The organism is Methylobacterium sp. NPDC080182, assembly GCF_050281105.1.
Taxonomy (GTDB): Bacteria; Pseudomonadota; Alphaproteobacteria; order Rhizobiales; family Beijerinckiaceae; genus Methylobacterium.
Genome location: NZ_JBNNWO010000002.1, coordinates 45,923 through 65,345, shown reverse-complemented (window position 1 = coordinate 65,345; position 19,423 = coordinate 45,923). Strand labels below are relative to the sequence as shown.

Genomic DNA, 19,423 nt, shown 5'->3' with positions numbered 1-19,423 from the left:
GCAAGCACAGCGCGCGCGCCGACGCACCTTTCCGAAGCAACCTCGTCCCTGCGACACGAAGATCGGCGCGCGAATCCGACAATTCCGGGGGATCGCGAGCGGATCGCGATGAAACGCGGTTAATTTTCTCTTACCGTCCTCCGCAGATGTCGGAGGCTCGACTGTGCCGAACCAGCGCCCTTGCCCGAAGATCGCTGGACGCGCGCCCGTTCTCGCGGTTCTGCTCGCGGGACAGGCGGCCGTCTCGCACCCCGCCGGCGGCAGCGAGATCGACACGCTGCTGTTCGGCAGCCTCGATGCCGGCGGCGACACCTTCCTGACCGTCGGGGCGAAGGCCGGCCTCACCTCCCTCGCGCAGGACGGTTTCACCGCGCTGGCGAGCGTCGGTGGCGGGCGGCGCGCGGAGTCCGGTCCGGACGGCCCCCGCACGCGCTACACGGTCGCCGCCGCCGCCCTGGCCGGGTACCAGTGGGTCTTCGACTGGGGCGCGGTCGCGGCCTTTGCCGGGCCCGAGATCGCGCGGGAGATGCTGATCGCGGGGCCGCTCTTCGACGCCCTGCCGACGCGCTTCGGGCTCCGGCTCCACGGCGAGGTCTGGGCACGCCCGAGCGAGGCGACGCTGCTCCAGGCGAGCGCCGTCGCGGGGTCGGCCCGCGACAGCCTGTGGGCGCGCCTCGCCTGGGGCTACCGGCTCTGGGAGACCTATCTGGGTCCCGAGGCCGCCCTCTACACAGACAGGACCGGCTACGCGAAGTGGAGCTTCGGCCTGCACGGGACCGACTTCGCCCTCGGCCGGTACAGCTTCCGCGCGTCCGCGGGCCTCCAGTCCGAGAGCGGCCGGGGCCGTGCCTGCCCCTACCTGAGCCTGTCCGTCTGGTCGCCCCTCTGATCGGCGCTCGGCCGGGCCTCGAGGGTGTCGAGGAACGCGGCCGCGTCGCGGCGGATCTCGGCGCGGCGCCTGTCGCCCAGCCCGCGGAGCGTCCGGTACGGCATGGCCATCCGCTGATTGCCCGCCAGCCGGTCCTCGTTCTCGATGAGGAAGTTCCAGTAGAGATAGTTGAACGGGCACGCCTCCGGCCCGGCCTTGACCTTCACGTCGTACGCGCAGGACGCGCAGTAATCGGACATCCTGTCGATATAGGCGCCCGAGGCCGCGTAGGGCTTGGAGCCCATGACGCCGCCGTCGGCCCACAGCACCATGCCGTGGACGTTGGGCAGCTCGACCCACTCGTAGGCGTCCGCGAACACGATCAGGTACCATTCCTCAACCTGAGCCGGGTCGAGGCCGGCGATGAGGGCGAAGTTGCCGGTCACCATCAGGCGCTGGATGTGGTGCGCGTAGGCGTGGGCGCGCGTCTCGGCGACGACCTGCGCGACGCAGTTCAGCGCCGTCTCGCCGGACCAGTAGAACCACGGCAGGTCGCGGCCCGCGCCGAGGGCGTTGCTGTCGCGGTAGGCGGGCATCCGGGCCCAGTAGAGGCCGCGCACGTATTCCCGCCAGCCGAGAATCTGCCGGATGAAGCCCTCGACGCAGTGGAGCGGCGCCGCGCCGTCGCGGTAGGCGCGCTCGGCGGCCCAGCACACCTCCTCGGCGGTGAGCAGCCCGGCGTTGAGGGCGGGCGACAGGAGCGCGTGGTACAGGAACGGCGCGCCGGTCTTCATCGCGTCCTGATAATCGCCGAAGGTCGGCAGGGCGTCGGCCAGGAAGTGCCGGAGCGCCGCGAGGGCGTCGGCCCGGGTCACCGGCCAGGAGAAGCCGGTGAGATCACCGAAATGGTCGCCGAACTCGGCCTCCACGAGGGCGATGACCGCGCGCGTGACGGAATCGGGCTGGAAGCCGATCCGGTCCGGCGGACGATGCCCCCTGGGCAGGCGCTTGCGGTTCTCGGGGTCGTAGTTCCAGCGGCCGCCCGCGGGCTCGCCGTCGTCCATCAGGAGGCCGGTCCGGCGCCGCATGCCCCGGTAGAAGGTCTCCATCCGCAGGTGATGCCGGCCCTCCGCCCAGCGGGCGAAATCCTCCCGCGGACACAGGAAGCGGTTGTCGGCCCGGATCTCGACCGGGACCGCCAGGGTCTCGCGCCAGTCCTGCATCATCTCCCAGACGCGCCACTCGCCCGGCTCGGTCACCACGACCCGCTCCGGCCGGTGGCGCGCCACGGCGCGCTCCAGCTCGCCGGTGAAGCTGCCGGTGTTGCCCGCGTCGGTCAGGCGCACGTACGCGACCGTGATGCCCTCCGCCTCCAGCTCGGCCGCGAAGTGGCGCATGGCGGCGAACAGGAAGGCGATCTTCTGCTTGTGGTGGCGGACATACGTCGCCTCGTCGCGGACCTCGACGATCAGGACGACGTCGCGCTCGGCGTCTAGGTCGACGAGGCTCGACACCCGGCGGGTCAGCTGATCGCCGAGGACGAAGCGCAGGGTTCCGGACGGCGCGGCGCGGCGTTTCCCGGCCATGCCTCAGACCTTCCCGTCCGGGGCGGAGCGGCCGCCATCCGCGGCGCGGCCGAACCCTCCGGTCCCGCCGTCGAAGATCACCCGAACCACGCCGTTCCCCCTTGCCACCGCCGCCGGCCCAATCAAGGTAGGCCCGGGGACGCGGCCGGGCAGGCGGCGGACCCGCGCCCTCCACGTGCACAAGGTCGCAGGCGGCAAACATGAAGTTCGCGTTCGCCGGCATCGACTTCCTCGGCGGGGTCTTCGAGGGTCTGCTGGACGCCGGCTGGACGCCGGTGAAGCTGTTCACGCGCCCCTGCGACGGGGTCTACGACCACAACGAGGTCGTCGTCGCCCGCGCCCGGTCCTTGCGGCTGCCGATCCAGCTCTCGCGGATCCGCGAGCGGGACATCGAGGCGCTCCAGGCCGAGCACGGGCGCGACTGGGCACTCGTGGTCGCGGGCTATCCCTGGCTCATCAAGGGCTGGAAGGGCCGCGCCGCCTACGGCCTCAACTTCCACCCCTCCCCGCTCCCGACGGGCCGCGGCCCCTACCCGCTGTTCCGGGCGGTCCTCGACCGCTACGAGACCTGGGGCGTCACCGCGCACGTGCTCGCCGACGGGTTCGACACCGGCGATATCCTGGCGCAGGAGATCTTCGGCCTGAGCCCCCGCGAGAGCCACGAGACGCTGCTCGCCAAGTGCCAGATGGCGGCGCGCCGCCTCGCCGCGGGCCCCCTCGGCCGCGACCTGCCCAACCGCTGGCGGCGCTCCGAGCCGCAGGGTGACGGCTCCTACTGGCCGCGCGCGACCGACGCCGACCGGACGCTCGACTTCCGGCAGGACGTCGAGACGGTCCTGCGCCGGGTGCGGGCCTTCGGCACGGTCGAGACGATCGCGCGGCTCGGCGATGCCCGGGTCTACGTGGCGGAGGCGCAGGGGTGGCAGGAGCGCCACGCGCACACGCCCGGAGCGGTGGTGCACCGCCACCGCCGCCACGTCGTGGTGGCGGCCCTCGACGGGTACGTCCAGCTGACCCGCTGGTCGCCGGTTCCCCTCGCGGAGGCCGGGCAGATCGGCCGCTGACCGGCCCGTCCGGGAACCCGAACGCCGACCCCGATGTTTCCGGCGGCCCGGGCACTCCGCCGGGGCCCCACGGGAGTCCGCCATGTCGACCCGCGCCAGCCTCGCCGCAGCCCTCGGATTCGCCGCGCTGTTCACCGGCTCCGCCCTCGCGCAGGCGGTGATCGTCACGCCCGACGAGTTCGGCCCCGACGACGACGTGGTGGTGCGCGACTACATCGTGCGCCGGCCGGTGGGTCCGGGCCCGATCGTCGGATCGATCCCGCTGCGGCCCGGCAGCATCGTGCCGCCCGACGTGCGGCTCGCGCCCTTCACGGAGGCCCCGAACCCGCGCCTACGCCGCTTCGGCTACTTCGTGGCGCCGGGCGACAAGATCGTGGTCGTCGATCCCGACACCCGCGCGGTGGTTCGCATCCTCGACCGCTGACGGCGGGCGGCGGCGCTCACCAGTCGCTGAGCACCGCGCGCTTCCAGCGGTCGGGCGCGACGCAGCGGTACTCGTAGGCCTCGTCCCAGGCGTGGTCGCCGGGGGTGCAGGGCGCGCGGCTGCTCGCGGGCGGCCGCGGCAGGCTCTCGCGGAGGGAAGCGGCCTCGATCTGCCCGTTGTCGCTCACGCGCATGACCGGCCCGGCCGCCGTGCCGTAGACCAGATCGCGCCCGTCAAAGCCGAGGCTGCGGGAGAAGCCGCCCTCGCGGTTGCCGTCGAGCCCGATCGCCTGCCCGGCCGCGAGCAGCATCGGGACGCCGGTGAAGCGCGCGGCGGCGGCGTCGATGCCGATGCCGTAGGTCCCCTCCCCCTGGAACGAGATCGCCCGGTCGGTGATGGAGCCGGTGAGGTTGCCCATCAGGATCCCGTAGCCGGTATGGGCGCCCGGAACGCCGCCGGTGGAGATCTGCAGTCCGACCCGCTGGCGGTTGCGGTCGGTGGTCGGTGACTGCGCCGAGACGTCGATCTCGGCGCCGATGCAGGATGCGACCGGATCGGCCTCGTCGGTCATGTCGACACAGTTGAAATTGCCGGCCCAGGAGGGCCCGACCGGCCCCAGCCCGTTGGGCTCCTTGAAGATCGTGCCGTTGACCGCGACGTTCTGCGCGCCGGTGCTCGCGAGGGCGCGGTTGTGCAGCTCGCCCGTGATCGTCCACTCGTAGCCGGCGTTGTGCGGGCCGGTGGAGCCCAGCGCCCAGAGCGCCTTGTAGGTGTGGGTGGCCTCGCCCGACCCCTCCGGCACGTGCCGGTCGACCCGCAGCGTCGAGACCGGATCGAAGCCTTGGGGCCGGTTCCAGAGGAAGACGTGGCCGCCATCGAGGCCCATCACCCCGGTCCCCTGCACGCTGCGGGAGAAATTCGGCGGCCACGGCTGCGGTGCGGACGCCGGATCCGTCGCCGGCGCGGCGCGCGGCGGCTGTCCGGGCGCCTCGGCGGCCGCGACCGTCGGAACGCCGATCGCGAAGCACGCCATCAGGGCGGTGCCGGGGCGGATGCGCATGATCGTCTCCGGATATCCTCTCGGCGCGGCCTCGCCCAGGATCGCACTGGCAGAACCCGCCCGCGGGACCAGATAGGTTACAGCATCGCATCGGCGACGCCGGCCATGGGCGCCCGCGGATGCGGCACCCGCCGCGCCTTGGGAGCGAGCCGATGACCGCCCTGCGATTCCTGCGCAATTGGTTCCTGGTGTCGATCCCGCTTGGCCTCCTGATCGGCCGGTTCATCAAGGCCGGCGAAGGGCCGCCGAGACGAGACCGGCGGTGATTACCGGAGACCGGTCCGATAGACAGGGCGCGACTTGCTATTCTGACGCTCGGATGTCGATCATCAATAACATGTTAGCGAATCCGGCGCATTTTTACTGATATCGCGCCATACCGGCCGACCAGGGCAGGAACTTCGGCCGTGTCCCGCAACGCCAGCACCCCTGCCGCCGTCGCGGAACGCCGGGCGACCGAGCGGAGACCCACCGCCCTGCTGGCCTTCGCCCAGCAACGGGACGGCGCGCGCTATCCCTGCCAGGTCATGAACATCTCCGATCGCGGCGCGATGCTGGAGTTCCTGGGTTCGCAGGCGGTGCTGCTGGAGGACGTGTTCGACCTCGTGCTGGCGAGCGCCGAGATGCGCTACGCGGTCCAGCTCGTCTGGCGGAAGGAGCGGACGGTCGGCGTCCTGTTCTGCGGCGAGGCCGTGTGAGAGGTCGACCCTGCGGGCTCAGACCGCGAGCGTCGCCATCAGCGTGAGCCCGACGGCCGGCAGCGCCAGCGCCAGGACCGCGAGGGTGTCGAGGGGTGCAGGCCGGCTCGCCGCGAGCCAGCGACGCTCGGCGAACTTCTCGGCCGCGAACCCGGACAGGACCAGGCCGCAGCCGACGAACGTGACAAGCGCGGACATGGGTCGACCCTTCTTCGCAACGCCGCGCCGTGTGATGCGCCTGACGGGAGTACCCGCGGCGCGGCCATAAAGTTTCACCGCGGCGCGGATACGCCGGCGAAAGCGGCGGCGCGCCGGGAAAGCCGCCGGCGCGCTCCCGCCGCTCCCGGGGACGAAGGGGTTGCAATCCCGCGCGGATCCGTCGAGGCGGGAGCCCAGCGTCATCGACGGGGATTGTCGCGGGCGGCGGGAGGCCGGAAGCTTTGAAGACGAGCGGCAACGGCGTGGCCGTCGGACACGATGGCTGGCTGTACTGGGTCGGACGCGCCCGCGAGGTCGAAGCCTTCTACGGCGACACCGCGACCTCGCGGCGGATCCTGAAGCGCTGGACGCGGCTCATCGGGCGGCGCGCGCGGCGCCTCGACGACCTCGGGATCCGGCACGTGCACACCGTCGTCCCCGACAAGCTCGCGATCTATCCGGACCTGCTCGGCCGCCCCTTCCCGGGGCTCGACGATCCGCCCGGCGTTCGGCTCGCCCGGCTGGTCGCCGGCGACAGCGGCGCCCCGATGGTCGACCTGCAAGCACCGCTGCTGGCGGCGCGGGCCGAGGAGCCCGTCTACCTGCGGACGGACACCCACTGGACCTACCGCGGCTACCTGACGGCGTACCGCGCGCTCTGCGAGGCCCTGGACGCGCCGGTGGCGGCGCACGTCTTCGCGGGGACCGGCGCGACCGAGCGCTTCACCTTCGACCTCGGCGAGAAGCTCGTCCCGCCGGTCGACGAGGCGTACGTCGCCTACGATTTCGCGCGCCGCGCGGCACGGATCGACGCGAACGCCCTGGTGGCTGTGCGGGAATCCGGCCGGGCGGTGCGGCCGCGCGGATTGTTCGTCGGATCCCGCGTCGTCCTGAGGAACCCGGAGGCGCCGGATCCGCGCCGCGTGGTGCTGTTCGGCGATTCCTACATCTACAGCCCGGGCGCCCGGCTCACGGCGATGCTGGCCGAGACCTTCGCCGAGGTGCACGCGATCTGGTCGGCGAACATCGACTGGGCCTACGTCGAGGACGTCCGGCCCGACATCGTCATCTTCGAGATCGCCGAGCGGTTCCTGCGGCAGGTTCCGAACGACCGGATCCGCATCGATCGCTTCGCGGCGGCGCGCGCGCGGCGGGCCGTCCGCCCGACGCTCCGGGAGCGGATCCGGCGCTGGCTGCGCTGAACCCGGCCGCTTCTAAAAGCGAGAGCCCCGCCGCGGTGGCGGCGGGGCTCTGCTCCCTCAGGTGCGCGGCGGCTCAGTAACCGCGGCCGTAATAGCCCGGGCCCCGGTCGAAGGCGCCCGCCGCGGCGGCGCCGGCGGCTGCGCCCGCGATACCGAGACCGATGGCGGCCCCGGTCGACAGGCCGCGGTGACGGCGGTAGCCGAAATCGCGCCGGTGGCCGTAGCCGCGATCGTAGCCGCGGCCGTAGCCGTAGCCGTGGTGGCCGCCGTAGCCGTAGCCATAACCCTGCGCCTGGGCGCCGGTGGCGCCGAGCGCGCCGAGGGACAGGGTGACGGCGGAGATGAGAGCGAGCTTGCGCATCGGTGACTCCTTCGCAGTTGCGTTGGGACCCCAACCCAAAGCGCAACCAGGGGTTCCGATTTTCATGTGGGCAGGGCGCCGACCGCGCCGGATGTCAAAAGTGAGGATCGATGATGTGGTGAGCGCGCTGGGACTCGAACCCAGGACCTACAGATTAAAAGTCCGTTGCTCTACCAGCTGAGCTACGCGCTCGCGTCCCGGGCCGCGCGGCGGCCCGTCGGGGACGGCGCGTCCGCAATAGGTGAGCGGGACCGGGGGGTCAACACGACGGAGGTGGACAACCCTCAGGCCGCGTTGCCGCGGGTGCGCTCCACGATGTCCCGGGCCTCGTCGAAGGCCGCGTCCGCGTCGAGCTCGGTGGTGTCGAGCCGGACCGCGTCGTCGGCCATGCGCAGGGGCGCGGCGCTGCGCGACGCGTCCCGGGCGTCGCGGGCCTCGATGTCGGCCAGGATCGCCGCGAAGGTCGCCGCCTCGCCGCGGCCGGCCAGTTCGCGGTGGCGACGGCGGGCACGCTCCTCGGACGAGGCGGTGATGAACAGCTTCACCGCGGCCTCGGGGCACACGACCGTGCCGATGTCGCGCCCGTCGAGCACCGCCCCCTGCGGGTCGGCGGCGAAGCGGCGCTGCCACGCGAGCAGTCCGGCGCGGACCTCCGGCACCGACGAGACGCGAGAGGCCGCCTCGCCCATCGCCCGCTCGCGCAGGCGCGGATCGTCGAGCCGACCGGCGTCGAGGGCCTGGGCCGCCCGCGCCGCGGCGGCGGCATCGTCCAGCGACAGGCCGGCGTCGATCAGGGCGAGCGCCACCGCCCGGTAGAGGAGCCCGGTGTCGAGATGCGGCAGGCCGTAATGGTCGGCCAGACGCTTGGCGAGGGTACCCTTGCCGGACGCGGCCGGTCCGTCGATCGCGATGACGAGCGGCATGGCGGTCACGCCCCGATCTGGCCGCCGAGGGCCTGCATGGTCGGAAGGAAGCTCGGGAAGCTCGTGGCGATCATCGCGCCGTCATCCACCGTGACCGGGTTCCGCGCCGCGAGCCCCATCACCAGGAACGCCATGGCGATGCGGTGGTCGAGGTGGGTCGCCACCGTCCCGCCGCCCGGCGCCGCGGTGCCGTCGCCCTCGACCACGAGATCGTCGCCCTCGACCGCGTGGCGGACGCCGTTCGCGGCGAGCCCGGCCGCCACGGCCGCGAGGCGGTCCGATTCCTTCACCCGCAGCTCGTGCAGGCCGTTCATCCGGGTCCGGCCCTCGGCGAAGCTCGCCGCCACCGCCAGCACCGGGTACTCGTCGATCATCGCGGGCGCCCGCTCGGCCGGGACGTCGACGCCGGTCAGGCGGCTCGCGCGCACGCGCAGGTCGGCCACGGTCTCGCCGCCCTCCTCCCGCTCGGCCACGCGCTCGATCTGCGCGCCCATCTCGAGGAGCGTCGTGATCAGCCCGATGCGCAGCGGGTTCATCATCACGCCCTCGATCACCACGTCGGAGCCGGGCACGATCAGCGCCGCCACCAGCGGGAACGCCGCCGAGGACGGGTCGGCCGGCACCACCACGTCGGTGCCGCGCAGCGTCGGCTGGCCCGTCAGCGCGACCCTGCGGCCGTGGCCGCCCGGACCGTGCGGCTCGACGCTGACCGCGGCGCCGAACAGGCGCAGCATCCGCTCGGTGTGGTCGCGGGTCGCAGCCGCCTCGATCACGGTCGTGACGCCGGGGGCGTTGAGGCCGGCGAGCAGGACCGCCGACTTGATCTGCGCGGAGGCCGCCGGGGTCTCGTAGGTGATCGGGATCGCCTCTCTGGGGCCCCGCAGGGTCAGGGGCACCCGGCCACCCTCGGCTTCGGCCAGGACCTGCGTGCCCATCCGGGTGAGCGGGTCGAGGATGCGGCGCATCGGCCGCGAGCGCAGGGAGGCGTCGCCGTCGAAGGTCGCGGTCACCGGCTGCCCGCCGACCACGCCCATCATCAGCCGCGAGCCGGTGCCGGCATTGCCGAAATCGAGAACCTCGGCCGGGTCGCCGAGGCCGCCGATCCCGACGCCCCGGACCCGCCAGCTCCCGGCCCCGAGGCGCTCGACCCCTGCCCCGAGCGCCTTCGCGGCGGCGGCGGTGCGCAGGACGTCGTCGCCCTCCAGCAGGCCTTCGACCCGCGTCTCGCCCTGGCTGAGCAGGCCGAGGATCATCGACCGGTGCGAGATCGACTTGTCGCCGGGCGGGCGCAGGCGTCCGCGCAGCGGGGCGCCCGGCGCGGCGGTGAGGGGCTGGGGGGTCGAATCGTGCGACACGGGACGTCCGTTCGGGCTCTGAGACGTGGGCCTGGATCCGGCGCGTCGCGCGGCCCTGCCGCGGCGCTGCAATCGGACGGTGAAATCGCCGCGCCGTTAACACGGGCACCGCCCGCCGTCATCCATCCGCTGCCCGCGCCGATCCCGGGCGCCGCACGCGGGGGCGCGCCGCCCGAAACGCCCTGCGCGGGCTCGATTGACAGGCGCTTTCACCGCGACTAACGGGGCGCCTCCCCCGAGACAGTACTGACGACGAGGTGTCCGCCCGTGGCCCGACCGGAACTTGGCTTGAAGCGCCAGTGCATGAGCTGCGGCGCGAAGTTCTACGACCTCGCCCGCGATCCCGCGGTCTGCCCGAAATGCGGCGCGGTCTATCAGGCGGTGGCCACCTCCAGCCGTGCGGCCCCCCCGGCGCTGTCGCGGGGCCCGGCCAACACCGACGATGAGGACGAGACGGACGAGAAGGGCCCGGAGATGGTCTCCCTCGACGAGGTCGAGGCCGCCGAGGACGACGCGGATCCGACGCCCGAGGACGACTCGGTCGAGGACGGGGAATCCTCCGACGACGATACCTTCTTGGAGGAAGAGGATTCCGGCGACGACGACGTCTCCGACCTGATCGACGGCGATATCGAGAACGACGAGGAGGGCTGAGGCGGCCTCCGTCTCTCCCGACCAAAAACCCCCGGCGGCAGCGAAAAAGGGGGTTGAGTCCGCGATGCGAGCCGCCTATAGAACCGGCCTCGCCGACCGCGACCCGGACCGGCGAGACCCCGCGGCACCCAAACCGCGGTGGATGTAAAAAGTGGGGCCTTAGCTCAGCTGGGAGAGCGCTTCCATGGCATGGAAGAGGTCATCGGTTCGATCCCGTTAGGCTCCACCATCCCACCCTCGCGCGATGCGGCCCTGTCGGGGACGCGGACCGCGTTTAAAAATATGGGGCCTTAGCTCAGCTGGGAGAGCGCTTCCATGGCATGGAAGAGGTCATCGGTTCGATCCCGTTAGGCTCCACCATTCCTCGCGTGCGCGACGCGGCCGTCCCGGCCTTCCGCGCCGTCAGGCAGATCCCCACAGCACCGTCCCTGCGCGCAGCGAAGCGATCCCGTCGGCGCGACGACTGAGGTCGCGCGGTCCTGAGTCACCACGCGTTGCTCGTGATGGCGGAGAGGACATCGCCCGAGGGTTTCAGGCGGAACCCGTCCCGGCCGACCAGGCCCGCATCGGAACTCCTCGCTGTATCAATCCGGCTCAGCGGGTCAGGTGACCGAGCGGCAGCGCGGTCGTGTACTTCACCTGCCCCAGGGCGAAGCTCGAGCGGATGTTGGCCACGCCGGGGATCCGCGTGAGGTGGTCGAGGACGAGCTTCTGGTACTGGCCCAGATCCTCGACGACGACGCGCAGCATGTAGTCGGCCTCGCCGCTCATCAGGTAGCACTCCATCACCTCCGGGCGGCTGCGCACCGCCTCGTCGAAGGCCTGGAGCGCGGCCTGGGTCTGCTTCTCCAGCGACACGTGGACGAAGACGTTGACCGCGAGCCCGAGGCTCAGCGGGTCGACCACCGCCACGCAGCCGCGGATCACCCCCGCCTCCTTCAGGTCGTTGACGCGTCGCCAGCACGGCGACGTCGACAGGCCGACCCGCTCCGCGAGATCCGCGATGCTGATCTCGCTGTCCTGTTGCAGGCACTCGAGGATGCGCAGGCTCGCGGCGTCGAGGGCGGCCGGTCGGGCGGGCATGCGATCGGTCTCCGGTCGGGAGCCGCGTGCGCGGCCTGAGGCGCAGGATGCGGCATGTTTTGCCGCCTACAGCTCGCATCAGGGAATATCAATCCGCGAGCCCCGGCATCGCGGCAAATATCCGGCATGTCCCGCCGCCGCGATCCTCGTATGATCGCGCCGACCAGGGAGGCCGCGCCGATGAACGCCATACCGCCGAAAGCCACGATTGCGCGGTCCGCCGAGGTGGATCACGATCCGGCCGAGACCCAGGACTGGCTCGCCGCGCTGGAATCCGTCTTCCGCACCGAGGGCGCGGCCCGGGCGCGCTTCATCCTCGATCGCCTGGAGCGGCGCTCGAAGGAGATCGGCATCCTCGACGAGGCCCTGCCCTACTCGCCCTACCGGAACACGATCGCGCTGGAGAAGCAGCCGCGCTACCCCGGCGACCTCGACATCGAGGAGCGCCTGACCTCGATCATGCGCTGGAACGCGCTGGCCATGGTGGTGCGTGCCAACATGGCCTACGGCGAGCTCGGCGGCCACGTGGCGAGCTACGCCTCGGCGGCGGAGCTGTTCGAGGTCGGCTTCAATCACTTCTTCAAGGGCGGCACGGACGGCGACCTCGTCTATTTCCAGCCGCACTCCGCGCCGGGCGTCTACGCGCGGGCCTTCCTCGAGGGCCGGCTGTCCGAGGAGCAGCTGAAGCATTACCGCCAGGAGATCGCCGGCGACGGGCTCTGCTCCTACCCGCATCCCTGGCTGATGCCGGATTTCTGGCAGGTCCCCACCGGCTCCATGGGCATCGGCCCGATCCACGCGGTCTACCAGGCCCGGTTCATGCGCTACCTCGGCGACCGGGGCCTCGCCGACACCACCGGCCGGCACGTCTGGGGCGTGTTCGGCGACGGCGAGATGGACGAGCCCGAGTCGATCGGCGGCCTGGCGCTCGCCGCGCGCGAGAATCTCGACAACCTGACCTTCGTCATCAACTGCAACCTGCAGCGGCTCGACGGGCCGGTGCGCGGCAACGGCCAGATCATCCAGGAGTTGGAGAGCCTGTTCCGCGGCGCCGGCTGGAACGTCATCAAGGTGCTGTGGGGCTCGGAGTGGGACGGGATCTTCGCCCGCGACACCAACCACGCCCTGCTGCGCCGCTTCGCCGAGACGGTGGACGGCAAGTACCAGACGCTCGGTGCCAAGGACGGCGCCTACAACCTCGCGCACTTCTTCGGCGAGGACCCGGAGGTGCGCGAGCTCGTCGCCCACATGTCGGACGCAGACGTCGACCGGCTGAAGCGCGGCGGCCACGACTTCCGCAAGCTCTACGCGGCCTTCGCGGCCGCCAAGGCCACCAAGGGCCGGCCGACGGTGATCCTGGCCAAGACCAAGAAGGGCTACGGCATGGGCGGCGCGGGCGAGTCGCGCATGACCGCCCACCAGGCCAAGAAGCTCGACGTCGACGCGCTGCGCGCCTTCCGCGACCGCTTCGCCCTGCCGCTGTCGGACGCGCAGGTGGAGGGCCTGGCCTTCTACAAGCCGGCCGAGGACGGCGCCGAGATGCGCTACCTGCGCGAGCGGCGCGAGATGCTCGGCGGCGTCCTGCCGGCCCGCCGCCGCACGGCGCCGACGGTCCCGGTTCCGGAGCTCTCCACCTACGCGGGCTTCGCCCTCGAGGCCGCCGGCAAGGAGATGTCGACCACCACCGCGGTGGTTCGCCTGTTCGGCAACCTCCTGAAACACAAGGATCTCGGGCCGCGCATCGTGCCGATCGTCGCCGACGAGGCGCGGACCTTCGGCATGGCCAACCTGTTCCGGCAGGTCGGGATCTACGCGCCGCAGGGGCAGCTCTACGAGCCGGAGGATGCGGGCTCGATGCTCTACTACCGCGAGGCCCGGGACGGGCAGCTCCTCGAGGAGGGCATCACCGAGGCCGGGGCGATCTCGTCCTGGACGGCGGCGGCCACGTCCTACAGCGTCCACGGCCTGTCGATGCTGCCGTTCTACATCTACTACTCGATGTTCGGCTTCCAGCGGGTCGGCGACCTGATCTGGGCGGCGGCCGACCAGCGGGCCCGCGGCTTCCTGATCGGCGCCACGGCGGGCCGCACGACGCTGGGCGGCGAGGGCCTGCAGCACCAGGACGGGTCGAGCCACATGCAGGCAGCCGCGATCCCGAACTGCCGGGCCTACGATCCGGCCTTCGCGTACGAGATGGCGGTGATCGTCGACCGGGGCGCCCGGGCGATGATGGAGGAAGGCGAGGACGCCTTCTACTACCTCACGGCGATGAACGAGAACTACGCCCAGCCGTCCATGCCGCAGGGGGCGGAGGCCGGGATCCTGAAGGGCATGTACCGCCTGTCGGGGGCGGAGGCCGGACAAGGGACGGGCGCCGCTGTGCGGCTCCTCGGCTCCGGGGCGATCCTGCCGGAGGTGATCGCGGCGGCGGCGCTGCTCGCGCACGATTTCGGCGTCGCGGCCGAGGTGTTCAGCGTGACGAGCTTCAGCGAGCTGGCCCGCGATGCCCGCGAGGCCGAGCGGCAGGCGATGCTCAACCCGGAGGCCGAGGCGCCGGTCAGCCACGTGGCGGCGCTGCTGCCGGGCACGGCGCCCATCGTCGCGGTGAGCGACTACGTCCGGGCCTACCCGCAGCTGATCGCCTCCTATGTCGGCGCGCGCTTCGTCACCCTCGGCACCGACGGGTTCGGGCGCAGCGACACCCGCAACGCGCTCCGCCGCTTCTTCGAGGTCGACCGGCAGCACGTGGTCATCGCCGCCCTGCACGCCCTGTCTGAGGCCGGCACGGTGCCGCGCGCCACGGTGGCGGACGCGATCCGCCGCTACGGCATCGCGGCGGACGCGCCCGCGCCCTGGACGATCTGAGGCCGGGCGCCCCGTCGCAGGGCGCAGCCCGCCCCCACCCCCTTTTCGAACGCCCGAGCCACGGACATCCGACCGCATGAGCGCCGCGCTGCAGATCGCCCTCCCGGATATCGGCGACTACCGGGACGTGCCGGTCATCGAGCTTCTGGTGAAGCCCGGTGACCGCCTCGCGGTGGACGACCTGATCCTCAGCATCGAGTCCGACAAGGCCACCATGGAGGTCCCCTCCCCGGTCGCCGGCATCGTGCGCGAGTTGCTGGTGTCGGTGGGGTCGAAGGTGTCCGAGGGCACGCCGATCCTGACGGTGGAGCCTGCCGAGGGCGGCGGGGTCGAGACCGCGGCCGCACCGCCTGCCGCGGCCGCAGCGCCGTCGGCTTCCGGGCAGGGCGCGGGTCCCCGCTCCCGTGCGGGAGAGGGACAGGGTGAGGGATCCGGGTTGTCCGGAGACGGCACCCCCCTCACCCCAGCCCTCGCCCGCACGGGAGAGGGAGCCGGTCGGGCCTCGCCGGAGCCGATGCGGGCCGACCCGATCCAGGCGACAAGCGGCGACGTGCATGCCAGCCCGTCGGTCCGCCAGCTCGCCCGCGAGCTGGGCGTCGGGCTCGACCGCGTCGCCGCCACCGGGCCGAAGGGGCGGATCCTGCGCGAGGACGTGCACGCCTTCGTCAAGGCGGCCCTCGACGCGCCGGCCCAGGCGCCCGCCGCCGCGTCCGGCATCGGCGCCGGCCTGCCGCCCTGGCCGGAGGTCGACTTCGCCAAGTACGGGCCGGTGCGGCGCGAGCCGCTGTCGCGCATCCAGAGCCTCTCGGGGGCCAATCTCAGCCGCAACTGGCTGACGATCCCGCACGTCACCAACTTCGACCGGGCCGACGTCACCGAGATCGAGTCGTTCCGGGTCGGCCTCAACACGGAGACACGCACGCCGCCCGCCCGGGTCACCATGGTGGCCTTCCTGATCAAGGCGGCGGCCTCGGCGCTGCGCGCCTATCCGCGCTTCAATTCCTCCCTGGAGGGCAGCGACCTCGTCCTGAAGGACTACGTCCATGTCGGCTTCGCGGTGGACACGCCGAAGGGCCTGATGGTGCCGGTGGTGCGCGACTGCGACCGCAAGGGCCTCATCGAGATCGCCACCGAGATGGCCGCGATGGCCGAGAGGGCTCGGGCCGGAACCCTCCCGGGTTCCGACATGCAGGGCGGCTGCTTCTCGGTCTCGTCGCTCGGCGGCATCGGCGGCGACGGCTTCACCCCGATCATCAACGCCCCCGAGGTCGCGATCCTGGGCGCGGCGCGCTCGCGCACCGAGGCGGTCTGGGACGGCAAGGCCTTCCAGCCGCGCCTGATCCTGCCGCTCAGCCTGTCCTGGGACCACCGCGTCGTGGACGGCGTCGCCGCCGCCCGCTTCCTCGGCCACGTGGCCTCGGTCCTGTCGGACCTGCGCCGCGCACTCCTGTGACCGCCGCCATGCCCGAGACCCTCGACATCCGCATCCCTGATCTCGGGGACTACGCCGACGTGCCCGTCATCGAGATCCCGGTGGCGCCCGGCCAGCCGGTCGCCAAGGACCAGACCCTGCTGGTGGTCGAATCCGACAAGGCGACGCTGGACATCCCCTCCCCCGCGGCGGGCCGCCTCGTGGAGATGCTGGTCGGCCTCGGCGACACGGTCTCGGCCGGCACCCTCGTCGCCCGCCTCGCGGTCGAGGCGACCGACGCGCGCGGCGAACCGGCCCCTGCCTCGGCCCCGACCCCCGCGCCCACGCCCGCCGCGCCGCCGCCGAAGCCGCGGGCCGGCGCGGGCTGCGATCTCCTGGTGATCGGCGGAGGACCGGGCGGCTACTCGGCCGCCTTCCGGGCCGCCGATCTCGGGCAGCGGGTCATCCTGGTCGAGCGCCACGCGACCCTCGGCGGCGTCTGCCTCAACGTGGGCTGTATCCCCTCGAAGGCGCTGCTCCACGTGGCCGCGGTCACCGAGGAGGCCGTCCGGCTGGCCGCGCACGGGATCAGCTTCGGCGCGCCGACGGTCGATCTGGAGAAGCTGCGGACGTTCAAGGCCGGCACCGTCCGCCGCCTCACCGACGGGCTCGCCCAGATGGCGCGCCAGCGCAAGGTCGAGGTGGTCCGCGGGACAGCCCGCTTCACCGGGCCCGACACGGTCTCGGTGACGCTGCACGACGGCGGCACGCGGGACGTCACCTTCACGGGCGCCGTCGTGGCGGCGGGCTCGGCGCCGGTGGCCCTGCCGATGCTCCCGGACGATCCGCGGGTCGTGAATTCCACCGGGGCGCTGGAACTGCCCGCCGTGCCGCGCCGGCTCCTGGTGATCGGCGGCGGCATCATCGGCCTGGAGATGGCGACCGTCTACAGCGCGCTCGGCGCGCGGGTCGACGTGGTCGAGCGCCTGCCCGGCCTGCTCGAGGGCGTCGACCGGGATCTCGTCGGCGTCTGGACGAAGCGCAACGCCCACCGTTTCGACCGCGTCCTGACGGGGATCGAGGTCGTCTCCGCCGAGGCGAAACCGGACGGGATCGCCGTGACCTTCTCGGGCGGGGCCGAGCCCGGAACCTACGACCTCGTTCTCCAGGCCGCCGGCCGCCGGCCCAACGGGGCGACGCTCGGCCTCGACGCGGCCGGCGTGGCGCTGGACGGCGGCTTCGTGCCGGTGGACGCCCAGATGCGCACGAACGTGCCGCACATCTTCGCCATCGGCGATTGCGTCGGCCAGCCGATGCTCGCCCACAAGGCGGTGCATCAGGGCCACGTCGCCGCCGAGGCCGCCGCCGGCCACAAGGCCGGGTTCGACGCCGCCGTGATCCCGTCGGTCGCCTACACCGACCCGGAGATCGCCTGGGCTGGGCTCACCGAGACGGCCGCGAAGGCGGCCGGGCGGGCCGTCGAGGTGGCGCGCTTCCCCTGGGCCGCTTCGGGCCGGGCCATCGCCAACGGCGCCGATTACGGCCTGACCAAGCTGCTGTTCGACGCGCAGACCAGGCGCGTCGTCGGCGGCGCCATCGTCGGCCCGAGCGCCGGCGACATGATCGGCGAGGTCGCGCTGGCGATCGAGATGGGCGCCGACGCCACCGATATCGGCCGGACGATCCACCCCCACCCGACCCTCGGCGAGACGATCGGTCTCGCGGCGGAGGCCGGGCTCGGCCTCTGCACCGACCTGCCGCCGGTCGCCCGTCGGTAGACACGACATCGGCGCCGGGCCCGTCCGCCCGGCGGCTCGACGGATCGCCGCGTCTTGTATAGATCTCGGCCCGCGTCGCCGCCTCGGCCGGGAAGCCGTCCGGTCGGAGCGTTCTGCCGGGCCTCGATGCGGCGGCACGTAGCGAAGATCTGGTGGTTCAGCTGGGAGGATATGATCCGAGATGCTGTGGCACATCGGAAAGTCTTTCCGCCATGCCGTCCGCATTTTGCCGTTACTGGCACGGGATCGATCGGCGCGCGGGGCCCCGCGGCCCGCAACGGCCGCACAGGCGTTCCGGGTACCGCCCCTGGCCCTCGCGGTGCTGCTGGGGTCGGTCGCGGTGACCGGGTCGCCGAGCTGGGCGCGCGATGCCGCCGAGGCGCCGAAGCCGGCCGATATGCCGTCCGCCGCCGACGGGCCGCAGGCGCTCATCGCCTCGCTGCGGAGCCGTATCCTCGCGGCGCACAGCGCGACCTTCGCCCTCGAGAGCTGGTGTGCCGACTACAAGCTCGCCGGAGACCCGCACCTCGTGGCGGAGCGCGTGGCCGTCGCCGACAAGCCCCTGACGGCCGCGCAGCGCGCCCGTCTCGCGATCGGCCCGGACGAGCCGGTGCGCTACCGCCGCGTCCGTCTTGCCTGTGGGGACCGCGTCCTGTCCGAGGCGGATAACTGGTACGTGCCGGCCCGGCTCACGCCGGAGATGAACGCGACGCTGGACACCACCCGCACGCCCTTCGGCCGGGTCGTGCGTCCCCTCGCCCCGGTGCGCAGCACCGTCGAGGTGCGCGCGCCGGTCCGGAGCGCCGCGCCCGGACCGGACGATCCGCTCTTCGAGATCGACGCCGTGCTGTCGACCGGGGCCGGGCAGCCGTTCTGCGAGGTCGTCGAGACGTATCTGGGCGGTGCGCTGCCGCAGGCATCGCGGTAGAACCCGGCCGCGTTCTCGGTTGGGAGGAACAGGTATGGGTTCGAGGTTTCGTCGCGCGGTTCTGGCCCTGCTCGCGACGGGCGCGGCGTGCGCGCCGGCCCTGGCGGCCGATCCGGCCGGCGTATGGCTGACGGAAACCGGCAGTTCGAAGGTCCGCATCGCGCCCTGCGGCGGCGGCTTCTGCGGCACGATCATCAGCGCACCCGGGAAGGGGCTCGACGCGAAGAACCCGGATCCGGCCCTGCGTGGCCGCAGCGTCGTCGGCGTCCAGATCCTCGACGCGCGACAGCCCGAAGGCGGCGGCTTCTCGGGGTCGCTCTACAACCCGAACGACGGCAAGACCTATTCCGGTTCGCTGAAGCTCACGGGACCCGACTCGCTCGAGGTCTCCGGCTGCGTCATGAGCGTGTTCTGCAAGCGGCAGACCTGGACGCGCGTGAAGTGATCGCGCGCGGCGGGCGCCGGGGCGAGGCGGTGCCGCGTCGCAACAACGCGGGATCGATCGCGCGCGACTGAGGTTGCCTGAGCCTGGAACCAGCAAGGATTCTCATGACCCGGACATGTCTCGCCGCCCTTCTCGCCCTCGCCACCGTCGCGCCGGCCAGCGCCCAGGTCGAGGCCCGGCCCGTCGCGCCCGCTCCCGGCGCGCCGGGCGTGGTGAGCCAGCAGATCGACGCCACCGGGAACGAAGCCGCCGTGAGCTACTCGCCCACTGGCCGGCCTGCCGACACGATCTCCAACAACTCGGCGGCGGCGGGCAATGCCAACCAGCCGTCGCGGGTCGCGCCGCAGGGCGGTGGCGGCGGCGGCAGCCGGTGATCTCGCCTGATCCCCGGTAACCCGAGCGGCGCAGGACCCGCGAGGGGGCCGCGATGTTCGCCCGGGACCGGAACGGACGCGGGGCTCTCTCAAGCCGACCGCGCCGGTCTCGCGGAGGACGATCGGGCCGCACCCGTGACGGGTGC

Annotated in this window: 19 protein-coding genes and 3 tRNA genes; 14 read left to right on the top strand and 8 right to left on the bottom strand. The window is 72.5% G+C overall.

Features of this window, described 5'->3' with window-relative positions:
- Positions 1-163 precede the first annotated feature (163 nt).
- On the top strand, positions 164-889 hold the full coding sequence (gene bcsS, locus ACQKQD_RS03440; RefSeq protein WP_427507483.1) for a cellulose biosynthesis protein BcsS: 726 nt from the start codon (positions 164-166) through the stop codon (positions 887-889).
- Here the strand turns inward: bcsS and ACQKQD_RS03435 are convergent.
- The gene (locus tag ACQKQD_RS03435; RefSeq protein ID WP_427507482.1) at positions 856-2,454 is read right to left on the bottom strand and encodes a cryptochrome/photolyase family protein; all 1,599 of its coding nucleotides are present in this window, start codon (positions 2,452-2,454) and stop codon (positions 856-858) included. The two genes, bcsS and ACQKQD_RS03435, sit on opposite strands and share 34 nt — an antisense overlap.
- 200 nt (positions 2,455-2,654) lie before the next feature.
- Between ACQKQD_RS03435 and ACQKQD_RS03430 the strand changes: the two genes are divergently transcribed.
- Entirely contained in the window at positions 2,655-3,518 is an 864-nt protein-coding gene (locus ACQKQD_RS03430; protein ID WP_020092858.1) for a formyltransferase family protein, read from the top strand.
- Between the two features lie 82 nt (positions 3,519-3,600).
- Positions 3,601-3,942: a hypothetical protein gene (locus tag ACQKQD_RS03425; RefSeq protein WP_020092859.1), complete on the top strand. Its 342-nt coding sequence runs from the start codon at positions 3,601-3,603 to the stop codon at positions 3,940-3,942.
- A gap of 16 nt (positions 3,943-3,958) precedes the next feature.
- On the opposite strand, the gene ACQKQD_RS03420 is transcribed toward ACQKQD_RS03425, so the two are convergent.
- Entirely contained in the window at positions 3,959-5,002 is a 1,044-nt protein-coding gene (locus tag ACQKQD_RS03420; RefSeq protein ID WP_091682001.1) for a hypothetical protein, read from the bottom strand.
- A gap of 407 nt (positions 5,003-5,409) precedes the next feature.
- Between ACQKQD_RS03420 and ACQKQD_RS03415 the strand changes: the two genes are divergently transcribed.
- Positions 5,410-5,700, top strand: coding sequence for a PilZ domain-containing protein (locus ACQKQD_RS03415; protein WP_020092862.1), 291 nt, complete (start codon positions 5,410-5,412; stop codon positions 5,698-5,700).
- A gap of 18 nt (positions 5,701-5,718) precedes the next feature.
- Here the strand turns inward: ACQKQD_RS03415 and ACQKQD_RS03410 are convergent, their stop codons facing one another.
- The gene (locus ACQKQD_RS03410; RefSeq protein ID WP_020092863.1) at positions 5,719-5,898 is read right to left on the bottom strand and encodes a hypothetical protein; all 180 of its coding nucleotides are present in this window, start codon (positions 5,896-5,898) and stop codon (positions 5,719-5,721) included.
- Positions 5,899-6,161: 263 nt separating this feature from the next.
- On the opposite strand from ACQKQD_RS03410, the gene ACQKQD_RS03405 reads away from it, so the two are divergent.
- A complete protein-coding gene (locus ACQKQD_RS03405) occupies positions 6,162-7,100 on the top strand; it encodes an alginate O-acetyltransferase AlgX-related protein (RefSeq protein ID WP_427507481.1) in 939 nt (312 codons plus the stop codon).
- A gap of 73 nt (positions 7,101-7,173) precedes the next feature.
- On the opposite strand, the gene ACQKQD_RS03400 is transcribed toward ACQKQD_RS03405, so the two are convergent.
- The 4 genes from ACQKQD_RS03400 to aroA all read right to left on the bottom strand — a co-directional run bounded on the left by ACQKQD_RS03400 (position 7,174) and on the right by aroA (position 9,739).
- Positions 7,174-7,461 carry a hypothetical protein gene (locus tag ACQKQD_RS03400; RefSeq protein WP_012322505.1) on the bottom strand — a complete coding sequence of 96 codons (288 nt, stop codon included), beginning with the start codon at positions 7,459-7,461 and terminating at the stop codon, positions 7,174-7,176.
- A gap of 116 nt (positions 7,462-7,577) precedes the next feature.
- A tRNA-Lys gene (locus ACQKQD_RS03395) sits at positions 7,578-7,653 on the bottom strand.
- 92 nt (positions 7,654-7,745) lie between these two features.
- Positions 7,746-8,384 carry a (d)CMP kinase gene (gene cmk / locus ACQKQD_RS03390; RefSeq protein ID WP_427507762.1) on the bottom strand — a complete coding sequence of 213 codons (639 nt, stop codon included), beginning with the start codon at positions 8,382-8,384 and terminating at the stop codon, positions 7,746-7,748.
- Between the two features lie 5 nt (positions 8,385-8,389).
- Positions 8,390-9,739, bottom strand: a complete 1,350-nt coding sequence (gene aroA, locus ACQKQD_RS03385; RefSeq protein ID WP_427507480.1) for a 3-phosphoshikimate 1-carboxyvinyltransferase — start codon at positions 9,737-9,739, stop codon at positions 8,390-8,392.
- Between the two features lie 267 nt (positions 9,740-10,006).
- On the opposite strand from aroA, the gene ACQKQD_RS03380 reads away from it, so the two are divergent.
- The 3 genes from ACQKQD_RS03380 to ACQKQD_RS03370 all read left to right on the top strand — a co-directional run bounded on the left by ACQKQD_RS03380 (position 10,007) and on the right by ACQKQD_RS03370 (position 10,753).
- Positions 10,007-10,393, top strand: a complete 387-nt coding sequence (locus tag ACQKQD_RS03380; RefSeq protein WP_026604880.1) for a TIGR02300 family protein — start codon at positions 10,007-10,009, stop codon at positions 10,391-10,393.
- Positions 10,394-10,546: 153 nt separating this feature from the next.
- Positions 10,547-10,622 (top strand) — tRNA-Ala (locus ACQKQD_RS03375).
- A 55-nt stretch (positions 10,623-10,677) separates the two neighbouring features.
- Positions 10,678-10,753 (top strand) — tRNA-Ala (locus ACQKQD_RS03370).
- 234 nt (positions 10,754-10,987) lie between these two features.
- Here ACQKQD_RS03370 and ACQKQD_RS03365 read toward each other — a convergent pair.
- A complete protein-coding gene (locus ACQKQD_RS03365; protein ID WP_020092868.1) occupies positions 10,988-11,476 on the bottom strand; it encodes an Lrp/AsnC family transcriptional regulator in 489 nt (162 codons plus the stop codon).
- Positions 11,477-11,656: 180 nt separating this feature from the next.
- Between ACQKQD_RS03365 and mdeB the strand changes: the two genes are divergently transcribed.
- The 6 genes from mdeB to ACQKQD_RS03335 all read left to right on the top strand — a co-directional run bounded on the left by mdeB (position 11,657) and on the right by ACQKQD_RS03335 (position 19,277).
- Positions 11,657-14,341: an alpha-ketoglutarate dehydrogenase gene (mdeB, locus tag ACQKQD_RS03360; protein WP_427507479.1), complete on the top strand. Its 2,685-nt coding sequence runs from the start codon at positions 11,657-11,659 to the stop codon at positions 14,339-14,341.
- Positions 14,342-14,417: 76 nt separating this feature from the next.
- Positions 14,418-15,794 carry a 2-oxo acid dehydrogenase subunit E2 gene (locus tag ACQKQD_RS03355; protein ID WP_427507478.1) on the top strand — a complete coding sequence of 459 codons (1,377 nt, stop codon included), beginning with the start codon at positions 14,418-14,420 and terminating at the stop codon, positions 15,792-15,794.
- Positions 15,795-15,802: 8 nt separating this feature from the next.
- Positions 15,803-17,530 (top strand): dihydrolipoyl dehydrogenase, encoded by a 1,728-nt coding sequence (gene lpdA, locus ACQKQD_RS03350; RefSeq protein ID WP_427507477.1) that lies wholly within the window; start codon positions 15,803-15,805, stop codon positions 17,528-17,530.
- Positions 17,531-17,849: 319 nt separating this feature from the next.
- Positions 17,850-18,458 carry a hypothetical protein gene (locus ACQKQD_RS03345; protein WP_427507476.1) on the top strand — a complete coding sequence of 203 codons (609 nt, stop codon included), beginning with the start codon at positions 17,850-17,852 and terminating at the stop codon, positions 18,456-18,458.
- Positions 18,459-18,492: 34 nt separating this feature from the next.
- Positions 18,493-18,903 (top strand): DUF2147 domain-containing protein, encoded by a 411-nt coding sequence (locus ACQKQD_RS03340; RefSeq protein ID WP_020092873.1) that lies wholly within the window; start codon positions 18,493-18,495, stop codon positions 18,901-18,903.
- A 104-nt stretch (positions 18,904-19,007) separates the two neighbouring features.
- The gene (locus tag ACQKQD_RS03335) at positions 19,008-19,277 is read left to right on the top strand and encodes a hypothetical protein (protein ID WP_012322495.1); all 270 of its coding nucleotides are present in this window, start codon (positions 19,008-19,010) and stop codon (positions 19,275-19,277) included.
- Positions 19,278-19,423: the final 146 nt, after the last annotated feature.

Coding starts and splice junctions, on each gene's coding strand:
- ACQKQD_RS03435 (WP_427507482.1), bottom strand. CDS start 2,454: ATGGCCGGGAAACGCCGCGCCGCGCCGTCCGGAACCCTGCGCTTCGTC.
- ACQKQD_RS03430 (WP_020092858.1), top strand. CDS start 2,655: ATGAAGTTCGCGTTCGCCGGCATCGACTTCCTCGGCGGGGTCTTCGAG.
- ACQKQD_RS03425 (WP_020092859.1), top strand. CDS start 3,601: ATGTCGACCCGCGCCAGCCTCGCCGCAGCCCTCGGATTCGCCGCGCTG.
- ACQKQD_RS03420 (WP_091682001.1), bottom strand. CDS start 5,002: ATGCGCATCCGCCCCGGCACCGCCCTGATGGCGTGCTTCGCGATCGGC.
- ACQKQD_RS03410 (WP_020092863.1), bottom strand. CDS start 5,898: ATGTCCGCGCTTGTCACGTTCGTCGGCTGCGGCCTGGTCCTGTCCGGG.
- ACQKQD_RS03400 (WP_012322505.1), bottom strand. CDS start 7,461: ATGCGCAAGCTCGCTCTCATCTCCGCCGTCACCCTGTCCCTCGGCGCG.
- cmk (WP_427507762.1), bottom strand. CDS start 8,384: ATGCCGCTCGTCATCGCGATCGACGGACCGGCCGCGTCCGGCAAGGGT.
- ACQKQD_RS03365 (WP_020092868.1), bottom strand. CDS start 11,476: ATGCCCGCCCGACCGGCCGCCCTCGACGCCGCGAGCCTGCGCATCCTC.
- mdeB (WP_427507479.1), top strand. CDS start 11,657: ATGAACGCCATACCGCCGAAAGCCACGATTGCGCGGTCCGCCGAGGTG.
- ACQKQD_RS03355 (WP_427507478.1), top strand. CDS start 14,418: ATGAGCGCCGCGCTGCAGATCGCCCTCCCGGATATCGGCGACTACCGG.
- lpdA (WP_427507477.1), top strand. CDS start 15,803: ATGCCCGAGACCCTCGACATCCGCATCCCTGATCTCGGGGACTACGCC.
- ACQKQD_RS03340 (WP_020092873.1), top strand. CDS start 18,493: ATGGGTTCGAGGTTTCGTCGCGCGGTTCTGGCCCTGCTCGCGACGGGC.
- ACQKQD_RS03335 (WP_012322495.1), top strand. CDS start 19,008: ATGACCCGGACATGTCTCGCCGCCCTTCTCGCCCTCGCCACCGTCGCG.